The 10,532-nt window shown below is 65.4% G+C and carries 21 protein-coding genes and 1 pseudogene; all 22 read left to right on the top strand.

Translation table 11 applies throughout. The annotated features are described in order from the left end of the window. Nucleotides 1–197: pseudogene (gene tuf / locus VF697_RS32920) on the top strand (elongation factor Tu); the annotation flags it as partial. A 188-nt stretch (nt 198–385) separates the two neighbouring features. Beyond that, entirely contained in the window at nt 386–694 is a 309-nt protein-coding gene (rpsJ, locus tag VF697_RS32915; RefSeq protein ID WP_002625389.1) for a 30S ribosomal protein S10, read from the top strand. Nucleotides 695–747: 53 nt separating this feature from the next. Further along, nucleotides 748–1,371, top strand: a complete 624-nt coding sequence (gene rplD / locus VF697_RS32910; RefSeq protein WP_331101208.1) for a 50S ribosomal protein L4 — start codon at nt 748–750, stop codon at nt 1,369–1,371. Nucleotides 1,372–1,373: 2 nt separating this feature from the next. Then, nucleotides 1,374–1,661, top strand: coding sequence for a 50S ribosomal protein L23 (locus tag VF697_RS32905; protein WP_414641374.1), 288 nt, complete (start codon nt 1,374–1,376; stop codon nt 1,659–1,661). 32 nt (nt 1,662–1,693) lie between these two features. Beyond that, on the top strand, nt 1,694–2,539 hold the full coding sequence (gene rplB / locus VF697_RS32900; RefSeq protein ID WP_331101204.1) for a 50S ribosomal protein L2: 846 nt from the start codon (nt 1,694–1,696) through the stop codon (nt 2,537–2,539). Between the two features lie 15 nt (nt 2,540–2,554). Continuing rightward, nucleotides 2,555–2,836 (top strand): 30S ribosomal protein S19, encoded by a 282-nt coding sequence (gene rpsS, locus VF697_RS32895; protein WP_267537797.1) that lies wholly within the window; start codon nt 2,555–2,557, stop codon nt 2,834–2,836. Nucleotides 2,837–2,877: 41 nt separating this feature from the next. After that, nucleotides 2,878–3,222 (top strand): 50S ribosomal protein L22, encoded by a 345-nt coding sequence (gene rplV, locus VF697_RS32890; protein ID WP_331101200.1) that lies wholly within the window; start codon nt 2,878–2,880, stop codon nt 3,220–3,222. Between the two features lie 42 nt (nt 3,223–3,264). Then, nucleotides 3,265–3,930: a 30S ribosomal protein S3 gene (rpsC, locus tag VF697_RS32885; RefSeq protein ID WP_331101198.1), complete on the top strand. Its 666-nt coding sequence runs from the start codon at nt 3,265–3,267 to the stop codon at nt 3,928–3,930. A 54-nt stretch (nt 3,931–3,984) separates the two neighbouring features. Next, nucleotides 3,985–4,404 carry a 50S ribosomal protein L16 gene (rplP, locus tag VF697_RS32880; RefSeq protein WP_331101196.1) on the top strand — a complete coding sequence of 140 codons (420 nt, stop codon included), beginning with the start codon at nt 3,985–3,987 and terminating at the stop codon, nt 4,402–4,404. Nucleotides 4,405–4,465: 61 nt separating this feature from the next. Then, a complete protein-coding gene (gene rpmC, locus VF697_RS32875; RefSeq protein ID WP_331101194.1) occupies nt 4,466–4,672 on the top strand; it encodes a 50S ribosomal protein L29 in 207 nt (68 codons plus the stop codon). A gap of 11 nt (nt 4,673–4,683) precedes the next feature. After that, complete coding sequence (gene rpsQ, locus VF697_RS32870) at nt 4,684–4,998, top strand: 30S ribosomal protein S17 (RefSeq protein ID WP_331101192.1); 315 nt, start codon at nt 4,684–4,686, stop codon at nt 4,996–4,998. Between the two features lie 108 nt (nt 4,999–5,106). Then, complete coding sequence (gene rplN / locus VF697_RS32865) at nt 5,107–5,475, top strand: 50S ribosomal protein L14 (RefSeq protein ID WP_331101190.1); 369 nt, start codon at nt 5,107–5,109, stop codon at nt 5,473–5,475. Nucleotides 5,476–5,512: 37 nt separating this feature from the next. Beyond that, nucleotides 5,513–5,842, top strand: a complete 330-nt coding sequence (rplX, locus tag VF697_RS32860) for a 50S ribosomal protein L24 (RefSeq protein ID WP_331101188.1) — start codon at nt 5,513–5,515, stop codon at nt 5,840–5,842. A gap of 174 nt (nt 5,843–6,016) precedes the next feature. Then, complete coding sequence (gene rplE / locus VF697_RS32855; RefSeq protein WP_331101186.1) at nt 6,017–6,670, top strand: 50S ribosomal protein L5; 654 nt, start codon at nt 6,017–6,019, stop codon at nt 6,668–6,670. A gap of 15 nt (nt 6,671–6,685) precedes the next feature. After that, nucleotides 6,686–6,871 (top strand): type Z 30S ribosomal protein S14, encoded by a 186-nt coding sequence (locus VF697_RS32850; protein WP_043409024.1) that lies wholly within the window; start codon nt 6,686–6,688, stop codon nt 6,869–6,871. 181 nt (nt 6,872–7,052) lie between these two features. After that, entirely contained in the window at nt 7,053–7,454 is a 402-nt protein-coding gene (gene rpsH / locus VF697_RS32845) for a 30S ribosomal protein S8 (RefSeq protein ID WP_331101182.1), read from the top strand. A gap of 58 nt (nt 7,455–7,512) precedes the next feature. Continuing rightward, nucleotides 7,513–8,082 carry a 50S ribosomal protein L6 gene (gene rplF / locus VF697_RS32840; protein ID WP_331101180.1) on the top strand — a complete coding sequence of 190 codons (570 nt, stop codon included), beginning with the start codon at nt 7,513–7,515 and terminating at the stop codon, nt 8,080–8,082. A gap of 96 nt (nt 8,083–8,178) precedes the next feature. Further along, complete coding sequence (gene rplR / locus VF697_RS32835) at nt 8,179–8,535, top strand: 50S ribosomal protein L18 (protein ID WP_331101178.1); 357 nt, start codon at nt 8,179–8,181, stop codon at nt 8,533–8,535. Between the two features lie 27 nt (nt 8,536–8,562). Continuing rightward, on the top strand, nt 8,563–9,081 hold the full coding sequence (rpsE, locus tag VF697_RS32830) for a 30S ribosomal protein S5 (RefSeq protein ID WP_331101176.1): 519 nt from the start codon (nt 8,563–8,565) through the stop codon (nt 9,079–9,081). Between the two features lie 2 nt (nt 9,082–9,083). Continuing rightward, the gene (gene rpmD / locus VF697_RS32825; protein ID WP_331101174.1) at nt 9,084–9,344 is read left to right on the top strand and encodes a 50S ribosomal protein L30; all 261 of its coding nucleotides are present in this window, start codon (nt 9,084–9,086) and stop codon (nt 9,342–9,344) included. 18 nt (nt 9,345–9,362) lie between these two features. Further along, entirely contained in the window at nt 9,363–9,878 is a 516-nt protein-coding gene (rplO, locus tag VF697_RS32820) for a 50S ribosomal protein L15 (protein WP_331101172.1), read from the top strand. A 126-nt stretch (nt 9,879–10,004) separates the two neighbouring features. Next, nucleotides 10,005–10,532 (top strand): preprotein translocase subunit SecY (locus VF697_RS32815; protein WP_414641373.1); only part of this gene is annotated, 528 nt, incomplete at its 3' end.

Here is a 10,532-nt window from a genome sequence, read left to right as displayed (position 1 = left end):
AGTTCTACTTCCGCACCACGGACGTGACGGGCACGGTGAAGCTGCCCGACAACGTCGAGATGGTGATGCCGGGCGACAACATTGCTATCGAGGTGGAGCTGATCACCCCGGTGGCCATGGAGAAGGAGCTCCGGTTCGCCGTCCGCGAGGGCGGTCGTACCGTGGGCGCCGGCGTGGTGGCCGAGATCATCGCTTAGGTTCCGTCGTCCCTGCTTCCCCGAGCTTCTGTTCAGAAAAGTTCGGGGAAGTGGGAATAAGGTTGCATCCACCGGGGTGCGGTGGTACAAGCCGCGCCCCTTCGTTTGAAGAAATGGCTCTGTGACATCCAGGGGACGTTGGTCGTAGCGCCTCCCGAATCAGAGGCCGTTTAAAGAGGTTTTTGCGAATGGCGACACAGAAGATCCGCATCCGGCTGAAGGCGTACGACTCCAAGCTCCTGGATCAGAGCGCTGGCGAGATCGTCGAGACGGCTCGGCGCACGGGCGCCAAGGTGGCCGGTCCGATCCCCCTGCCCACGCGCATCAACAAGTTCACGGTTCTGCGCTCGCCGCACGTGGACAAGAAGAGCCGCGAGCAGTTTGAGATCCGCACGCACAAGCGCCTGCTCGATATCCTCGAGCCCACCCAGCAGACGCTGGACGCGCTGATGAAGTTGGATCTCTCGGCCGGCGTTGACGTGGAGATCAAGTCCTGAGGAAGCGGGGCTGAACCCGCGCGGTTCCACTCCATTCCCCAGAGGAAAGAGCCATGGCGAAGTTCGACGTAGTCGACCTGGATATGAAGAAGGTGTCGGAGCTTGAGCTCTCCGACGAGGTTTTCGGCGCCGAGCCGAACGCGAACCTCTTTTATGAGGTCGCGAAGATGCAGCAGATCAACCGGCGCCGAGGTACGGTGGCGGTGAAGAACACCTCGCTGGTGAGCGGCGGTGGCAAGAAGCCCTGGAAGCAGAAGGGTACTGGCCGCGCCCGCCAGGGTTCCATCCGCGCCTCCCACTGGGTGGGCGGCGGTAAGGCGATGGGTCCCAAGCCGCGTGACTACTTCTACCGTCCCCCCAAGAAGGTCCGCCGCGGTGCGCTGAAGGCGGCTCTGTCGCTGCGCGCCCGGGAGAAGTCCCTCATCATCCTGAGTGACTTCAACCTGTCCGCTCCCAAGAGCAAGCAGGCCTTCGAGGCGCTGACCAAGCGGCTGAAGCTGTCCGGCGCGCTGGTCATCGACGCCAAGACCAACACCAACCTGCACCGCAGCGTGCGCAACCTGGCGAAGTTCGACGTGCTCCCGCCCGAGGGCCTGAACCTCGAGTCCGTCCTGCGCCACAAGCACCTGGTGCTCACTTCCGCGGCCGCGAAGGCCATCGAGGGGGCGCTCTCGTGAACATGAATGACGTCATCAAGGGTCCGCTCATCACCGAGAAGCTGGACGCGGCCCGCGAGAAGTTCCGGCAGTACTCGTTCATCGTGGACAAGAAGGCCACCAAGTATGACGTGGCCCGGGCCGTCGAGACGCTCTTCAAGGTGAGCGTCGAGGGCGTCCGCACCAACATCGTGCGCGGCAAGACCAAGCGCGTGGGCCGCTCGATGGGCAAGCGGCCGAACTTCAAGAAGGCGGTCGTCACCCTCAAGGAGGGGGACAAGATCGAGCTCTTCGAGGGAGGCGCGGTCTAGCGCATTGCGCTGACCGTCGTTGAGGAACCACCATGGGCATCAAGAAGTACAAGCCGACCTCCGCCGCCCGGCGTCTCATGACGGTGTCCGACTTCGCGGACATCACCAAGGGCAAGCCGGAGAAGAAGCTCACCGAGTCGCTCAACAAGTCCGGCGGCCGCAACGTCCACGGCCACATCACCCGCCGTCACCAGGGTGGTGGTCACAAGCGTCGCTACCGCATCATCGACTTCAAGCGTCGCGACAAGGACGGCGTGCCGGCCAAGGTCGCGGCCGTCGAGTACGACCCGAACCGCTCCGCCAACATCGCCCTCCTGCACTACGCGGACGGCGAGAAGCGCTACATCCTCGCTCCGGTGGGCCTGAATGTCGGCGACACCGTCACGGCGGGTGAGGGCGCGGACATCCGTCCGGGCAACAGCCTCCCGCTGATGAACATCCCGGTGGGTACCATCATCCACAACGTGGAGCTGAAGCCTGGGCGCGGTGCCCAGATCATCCGCTCCGCGGGCACCTCCGGCCAGCTGATGGCGAAGGAGGGGCGCTACGCCCAGGTCCGTCTGCCCTCGGGCGCCGTGCGCATGGTGCTCATCGAGTGCCGGGCCACCGTGGGTCAGGTGGGCAACCTGGAGCACGAGATCATCCGCATCGGTAAGGCCGGCCGCAGCCGCTGGCTGGGCATCCGTCCCACCGTCCGCGGTCTGGCGATGAACCCCGTCGACCACCCGCACGGTGGTGGTGAGGGTAAGTCCGGCCAGGGTAATCCGCATCCGGTGTCGCCGTGGGGCCAGAAGACCAAGGGTCTCAGCACGCGCACCAACAAGCGTACTGACAAGTTCATCGTGAGCGTCCGCCGTCCGGGCGCGCGCAGCCAGTAGTCGAGGGTTCACGCAATGGCGCGTTCGATCAAGAAGGGTCCGTTCGTCGATGGTTTCCTCGTGAAGAAGATCGAGGACATGATCAAGACGAACAAGAAGAGTGTTGTGAAGACGTGGTCCCGGCGTTCCACCATCCTGCCGGAGTTCGTGGGACACACCTTCGCGGTGCACAACGGCCGCAAGTTCATCCCCGTCTTCGTGACCGAGAACATGGTGGGCCACAAGCTCGGCGAGTTCGCCCCGACGCGTACGTTCGGCGGTCACTCGGCGGAGAAGAAGGTCGCCAAGGGCAAGTAGTCTGGCCCCGCTGACAGGCGGCTTCCGCCAGAGGAGATGACATGGAGTCGAAGGCACATCTGAGGTTCCTGCGCATGTCGCCCCGGAAGGTTTCCACGGTGGCGGCTCTTGTCCGGGGCAAGTCCGTGGGACAGGCCCTGAACATCCTGCGATTCACCAGCCGCGCCGCGGCCGCTCCGGTCGCCAAGCTCATCAAGAGCGCCGTGGCCAACGCGACCGACCTGTCCAAGGGCCAGGTCGACGTGGACAAGCTCGTCGTCAAGACGATCTCGGTGGATCAGGGTCCGACCCAGCGCCGGTATATGCCGCGCGCCATGGGCCGCGCCTCGCGCATCAACAAGAAGACCAGTCACATTCACGTGGTGCTTGAAGAGGCGAAGAAGTAATCGCCCTGGCGCTCCACGCAACCGATTCGAAGGAGATGCACGTTGGGCCAGAAAGTTCATCCCATTGGCTTCCGCCTCGGGGTCATCAAGACCTGGGACTCCAAGTGGTTCGAGCACAAGAACTACGCGCAGTGGCTGCATGAAGACATCCGCATCCGCGAGTTCGTGAAGAAGTCGCTCGCCCATGCTGGTGTCTCCAAGGTCGAGATCGAGCGCGCGGCGAATAAGGTGAAGGTCAACGTGCACACCGCGCGCCCCGGTATCGTCATCGGCAAGCGCGGTGCCGGCATCGAGACGGTGAAGAAGGACCTCCAGCAGTTCACGAAGAACGAGGTCTTCCTCAACATCGTCGAGGTCCGCAAGGCCGAGACCGACGCCCAGCTGGTGGCCGAGAACATCGCCACCCAGCTCGAGCGCCGTATCGCCTTCCGCCGCGCCATGAAGAAGGCGCTGCAGACGGCGATGAAGTTCGGCGCCAAGGGCATCCGCGTGGCGTGCTCCGGTCGTCTCGGTGGCGCGGAGATGGCCCGCTACGAGTGGTACCGCGAGGGCCGCGTGCCCCTGCACACCCTCCGCGCGGACATCGACTACGGCTTCGCCGAGGCGAAGACCACCTACGGCAAGATCGGTTGCAAGGTCTGGATCTGCCGCGGCGAGGTGCTGCCCACCAAGGGTGGCGCGAGCGCCGCGCCGGCCGCCAACCGCTAACCTCCGGCGCCGCCCCGAGAGGGGCGGCTCGCCCGGGATTGAAGGACACCGACGATGCTTCAGCCTGCTCGTACGAAGTACCGAAAGATGCACAAGGGCCGCACGCCCGGTCTGGCCCATCGCGGCAGCGACCTGACCTACGGTGAGTTCGGTCTGATGTCCCTGCAGCCGGGGTGGATCACCTCGCGCCAGATCGAGGCGGCTCGTATCGCCATGACGCGCCACATCAAGCGTGGCGGCAAGATCTGGATCCGCGTGTTCCCGGACAAGCCGATCACGAAGAAGCCCGCCGAGACCCGCATGGGTACCGGTAAGGGTGGCGTGGAGTACTACGTGGCGGTGGTCAAGCCCGGCCGCATCCTCTACGAGATGGAGGGTATGACCGCGGACGTGGCTACGGCCGCCCTGAAGCTGGCCCAGGCGAAGCTGCCGGTGCTGACCAAGATCGTTCAGCGCAGCGACCTGGCGCTCTAGTTCCGCCCGAGGGCGGTCCCTGCTAAGAGGGCCGCCCGCTGGCTCTGAGGAGATTTAGAAGATGGCGACTGCGAAAGAACTCAAGGAGCTCTCGGCGGACGACCTGAAGCGGCGCGCGGCTGAACTGCGCGACACGCTGTTTCAGGATCAGCTCAAGCGGGCCACCGGCTCGCTCGACAACCCGTCCGAGCGCACCCAGCACAAGCGCGACCTGGCGCGCATCCTGACCGTCCTGGGGGAGAAGACCCGGACGGAGAAGAAGGCTTAGGAGCTTTTCTCATGGCTGAAGCGACTCAATCCACCTCCGCCAAGACCTCCACCCGCGGCCGTCCCAAGACCCGCGTGGGGATCGTGACCTCCAACAAGATGCAGAAGACGGTGGTGGTCACCGTCTCCCGCCGCGCCGCTCACCCGAAGTACGGGAAGATCATGAGCATGCGCGAGAAGTACAAGGCGCACGTCGAGGATCACGACTACCCGACCAAGGTCACCATCAACGAGGGTGACCGGGTGCGCATCGCCGAGACCCGTCCCAGCTCGAAGGACAAGCGCTGGCGCGTGGTCGAGGTCATCGAGAAGAGCAAGAACGTCTGAGCCGTCCGAGCTCGCGCCGCCACCCCTGGCGCGCGCGGCCGTGGCTCGAGCGCGCGGTGCCCCCCTTCATTGGCGGGGCCTGCCGTAAGCTGAGAGAGGAAATTCCAGATGATTCAGATGACGAGCGTGCTCGACGTGGCCGACAACTCGGGCGCCAAGAAGGTGTTCTGCATCAAGGTGCTCGGTGGCTCGAAGCGCAAGTACGCGTCTATCGGCGATGTGATCGTCGTGTCGATCCGCGAGGCGCTGCCGAACTCCAAGGTGAAGAAGGGTGATGTGGCCAAGGCGGTCATCGTGCGCACCGCGCGCGGGGTGGGCCGTGCGGATGGCAGCTACATCAAGTTCGATGGCAACTCCGCCGTCCTCATCAACAAGGACATGGAGCCCATCGGGACGCGCATCTTCGGGCCGGTGGCCCGCGAGCTCCGCGCCCGCAAGTTCATGAAGATTATCTCGCTCGCTCCCGAGGTCCTCTAGTAGGGCGTCAGGCGGTCCGCGAGGAGGGAGAGGAACCATGGAGAAGCTCAAGGTTGGAGACACCGTCCAGGTCATCGCCGGCGCCGAGCGCTCGGAGAAGACCCCGGCGACCAAGCGCGGCAAGGTCCTGAAGATCGACCGCGAGGCCCAGCGCGTGACCGTGGAGGGCGTGCGCCTGGTCAAGCGCCACCTCCGCAAGACGCCCCAGCAGCCCGAGGGCGGCATTGTGGAGAAGCCGGGCACCATCCACATCTCGGACGTGCAGGTGGTTTGCGCCAAGTGCGACAAGCCGACCCGCGTGGGCATCCGGGCGGATGGAGAGAAGAAGAAGCGGTTCTGCAAGAACTGCGACGCCCTGATTGACTAGGGGCCCGGGTTCGGGCATGTATGCGCGCCCTTTGTCCTACCCCCGGGTAGGGGAGGGCGGGCAAGCGTCTCCGGGGCCTCGAAGAACGGGTAGGGCTCCGGTGTTTCCAGTTTCCACGCATCACTGATCGGCGCGCTGGGTCCACGACGGCGTTCCGAAGCAGAGGACAAGACGATGGCTGAAGAGAAGAAGGACGCGGCTCCGAAGAAGGAGAAGAAGGGCCGCAAGAAGGAAGACGTCAAGAAGGCCGGATTCGCGGCGAACATCGAGGAGGGCCTCAAGGTCGGGCCGGCGCGTCTGAAGCTGCGCTTCCGCAAGGAGGGCGTGCCCGCGCTGATGAAGGATCTGGGGCTCAAGAACCCCATGCAGGTGCCCCGCCTCGAGAAGATCGTCGTCAACATGGGTCTGGGCGAGGCTCTCGCCAACAACAAGATCCTCGAGTCCGCCGTGGACCAGCTGGGTGCCATCACCGGCCAGAAGCCCGTGGTGACCCGCGCCCGCAAGTCCATCGCGAACTTCAAGCTGCGTCAGGGCCAGGCCATCGGCTGCGCCGTCACGCTGCGCGGCGATCGCATGTACGAGTTCCTGGACCGCCTCATCACCGTGGCGCTGCCGCGCGTGCGTGACTTCAAGGGCGTGTCCCCCAAGGCCTTCGACGGGAAGGGCAACTACACGCTCGGCGTGCGCGAGCAGATCATCTTCCCCGAAATCAACTACGACCAGATCGAGAAGGTGAAGGGGCTGAACATCAGCTTCGTCACCACGGCGCAGAATGACGAGCAGGGGCTGGCGCTGATGCGTCACTTCGGCATGCCGTTCCGCCAGTAACGAGGATCCGCATCCATGGCCAAGCTCTCGAAGATCGCTCAGGCGAAGCGCAAGCCGAAGTTCTCCGTCCGCGCCTACAACCGGTGCCCGCTCTGTGGCCGGCCCCGCGCGTTCCTGCGGAAGTTCAACATGTGCCGTATCTGCTTCCGGCACCGCGCGCTCCGCGGCGAGATCACCGGCGTCACCAAGTCGTCCTGGTAGTCGGACGCGGGCGTCCCTGCCTCTGAAGAGGGGCAGGGGAGCCTGGTCCACCCGTGAGCGGGTGGACCGAAGTAGTGAAAATGCATTGCAATCGTGGCGAACCCCCGGGATGGGCCCGGCAGGCGCGGCGGTTGCGAACGCGGTGGCGGCTGGAGTCGCCCCGCACGGAAGGTAGCCACTCATGTCGGTCGTCAACGACCCCATCGGCGACATGCTGACCCGCCTGCGCAACGGATCGCGCGCGCGTCATGACAAGATCGTCTTCCCCCACTCGAACCTCAAGCTCGAGATCATCAAGGTCCTCAAGTCCGAGGGGTTCATCGGGGACTACACCGTCCACGAGCGCAAGCCCCAGAGCGAGATCTCCGTCCAGCTGAAGTACGGGCCGGACCGGGCTCCCGCCATCACCGGCATCCGCCGCGTGTCCAAGCCGGGCCTGCGCCGTTACACGAACGTGCGCGAGATCCCGCAGGTGCTCGGCGGTATGGGCATCTCCATCCTGTCCACGTCCCGGGGCGTGATGGTGGACACCGAGGCTCGCAAGCAGAAGGTCGGCGGCGAGCTGCTCTGCACCGTCTACTAGCCAGCAGCCCGGGTGCCGCGGCTCGCGCCGCGACCAGGGTCCACTGCACGAGGGAATCATGAGTCGGATTGGAAAGCTTCCGGTCAAGCTGGCGGACAAGACGAAGGCCACTGTCTCGGGTCGCCAGGTCAGTTTCGAGGGCCCCAAGGGCAAGATGGTCGTTCAGCTTCCCGCCAAGGGCGTGAAGGTGACGGTCAAGGGCAACGAGATGGTGGTGGAGCGTGAGGATGAGTCGCGCGAGGCTCGCAGCCTGCATGGCCTGACCCGCACGCTGCTGGCCAACGCGGCCAAGGGCGTGTCGACGGGCTTCGAGCGTCGCCTGGACATCCGCGGCGTCGGTTTCCGCGCCGAGGTGAAGGGCAAGACGGTCAACCTCTCGCTGGGTTATTCGCACCCGGTGGTGTTCAACCTCCCCGAGGGCGTGACGGCTGAAGTCGACAAGGCCCCCCGCACCGAGGACGGTCTGCCCACGCTGGGTCTGACCCTCCGCTCGGCGGACAAGGAGGCCCTGGGTGCCGCTGCGGTGAAGATCCGCGCGCTGCGCCCGCCCGAGCCGTACAAGGGCAAGGGGATCAAGTACTCCACCGAGAAGATCCGCCGCAAGGAAGGCAAGACCGGCACCACCTAGTCGGAGTGAACACCCAACCGCGCGCCTCCATCTGGTGTCGCGCAATCATCCGGCGGCGGAAGACCCCATCGCCGCCGGACGGAGAAGGAATCATCCATGTCGACCAAGCTCGTTTCGCGCCTCAAGAGGAAGAACCGCATCCGCAAGAAGCTCTCGGGAACTTCCGAGCGTCCGCGGCTCACGGTTTACAAGAGCCTCAAGCACATCTACGCCCAGGTGGTGGACGACACCACGGGCCGCACCCTGGCCTTCGCCTCGTCGCTCTCCAAGGAGCTCAAGGGCAAGGATGAGGGGGACAAGAAGGCCGAGGCCAAGCGCGTGGGTTCGCTCATCGCCGAGAAGTGCAAGGCGGCCAATGTCGACGCGGTGGTGTTCGACCGCAACGGCTTCCCGTACCATGGACGGATCGCCGCCGTGGCTGATGCCGCGCGCGAGGCCGGTCTGAAGTTCTAGAAACCTTTCGAATAAGGAAGTTCCCAAGTGGCAACTCCGATCAATCCGAACGATCTCGACCTCACCGACCGGGTGGTGAATATCAACCGCGTCGCCAAGGTGGTGAAGGGCGGCCGGCGGTTCTCGTTCGCCGCGCTGGTGGTGGTGGGCGATGGCGCCGGCCACGTCGGCGTAGGGCTGGGCAAGGCCAACGAGGTTCCCGAGGCCATCCGCAAGGGCGGCGAGAACGCGAAGAAGAACCTGTTCCGCGTCCCGCTGCAGGGTCACACCATCCCCCACGAGGTGCTCGGGCACTTCGGCGCGGGCTGGGTGCTCCTGAAGCCCGCCGGTGAGGGTACGGGCGTCATCGCCGGTGGTGCGGTGCGCGCGGTCCTCGAGGCGGCGGGTATCCGCAACATCCTGACGAAGAGCCAGGGCTCGCGGAACCCCCACAACGTGCTCAAGGCGACGGTGGCCGGGCTGAAGACCCTGCGCTCGCCGGAGCAGGTGTCCCGCCTGCGTGGCAAGGACGTGGGTCCCCAGAAGTCTGACGAGGCGAGGGGCTAGTCATGGCGCTGAAGATCAAGCTGACGAAGAGCTTCGCGGGTGCGTCCGAGGACATGCTCGCGACCATCCGGAGCCTCGGGCTGAAGAAGTTCGGCCAGGAGCGGCTCCTCCAGGACACGCCGGCGGTTCGCGGCATGGTGAACAAGGTTCGTCACCTGGTGACGTCCGAGACGGTGCAGGGCGATGCTCCGAAGACCGCCCGCCGCAAGCCTCGGAAGATCCGCGCCCGCGATGCCGCGCGCGCCCGCCAGGCGAAGGCCTAGAGCAAGAGGGTTCCGACAATGACTACGCTCAACAACCTGAAGCGCCCCGAGGGCTCCTGGCACCGCAAGAAGCGCGTGGGCCGCGGCCAGGGTAGCGGTCTGGGCAAGACGGCAGGCCGCGGTGGCAAGGGCCAGAAGGCTCGTTCCGGCAACATGCGGTTCGAGGGCTTCGAGGGTGGCCAGAGCCCCCTGCAGCGCCGACTGCCGAAGTTCGGCTTCAACTCCCCCAACCGCACCATCTACGCGGTGGTGAACCTGGGCGACCTCGAGGCGTTCGACGCGGGCGCCACGGTGGACGAGGCCGCGCTGAAGCAGCGGGGCCTGGTGAAGGGCCGCTATGACGGCGTGAAGCTGCTCGGCAACGGCACGCTCACCAAGAAGCTGTCCGTCCGGGTGCACAAGCTCTCGGCGACTGCCCGCGGGGCGGTCGAGAAGGCGGGCGGTTCCGTGGAGGAGCTCCCCCTCGTGGCCCACAAGCCCGAGGCCGCCGCCAAGGCCCACGCCGGCAAGGGCGTCAAGAAGGCCCGCTCGTGAGGGGCAGGCGCCGCACACTCTTAGTGGTGCGCGCCTCTCTCTCCGTGTAGGATTCCGCGCCCCTTTCCGAATTCGGACAGGGGCGCTGTTGTTCTGGCTGAAACCTTTTTGGGGGATGGATCCCACGTGGCTCTGAACGCCTTCGCCAACGTCTTCCGCATCGCGGAGCTGCGCAGCCGGCTCATCTATACGCTGATGCTGCTCGCGGTGTACCGCATCGGCATCTTCATCAACACGCCTGGTGTGGACCGGGCGGCGATGAACGCGTTCATGGACGCCCAGCGCCAGTCGGGCGGCCTGTTCTCGCTCTTCAACCTGTTCTCCGGCGGCGCCCTGGACCAGATGTCCATCTTCGGTCTGGGCATCATGCCGTACGTGTCCGCCTCCATCATCATCCAGCTCCTGGCGGTGGTGGTTCCCAGCTTCGAGCGGCTGCAGAAGGAAGGCGCTGGCGGCCGGCAGAAGATCAACCAGTACACCCGCTACGGCACCATCCTCCTGTCCATCGTCCAGGGCGTGGGCATCTCGCGCTGGCTGGCCTCGCTGGGCCGCACCGACGCGGGCCAGAGTGGCTTCAACCAGGTGGTGGTCCCCAACGACTCGGCCTGGTTCACCTTCATGACGGTGATCAGCCTGACGGCGGGCACCGCGTTC

This window comes from Archangium sp., assembly GCF_036388035.1.
Lineage (GTDB): Bacteria > Myxococcota > Myxococcia > Myxococcales > Myxococcaceae > Archangium.
This window is presented reverse-complemented; position numbering and strand designations above follow the sequence as displayed.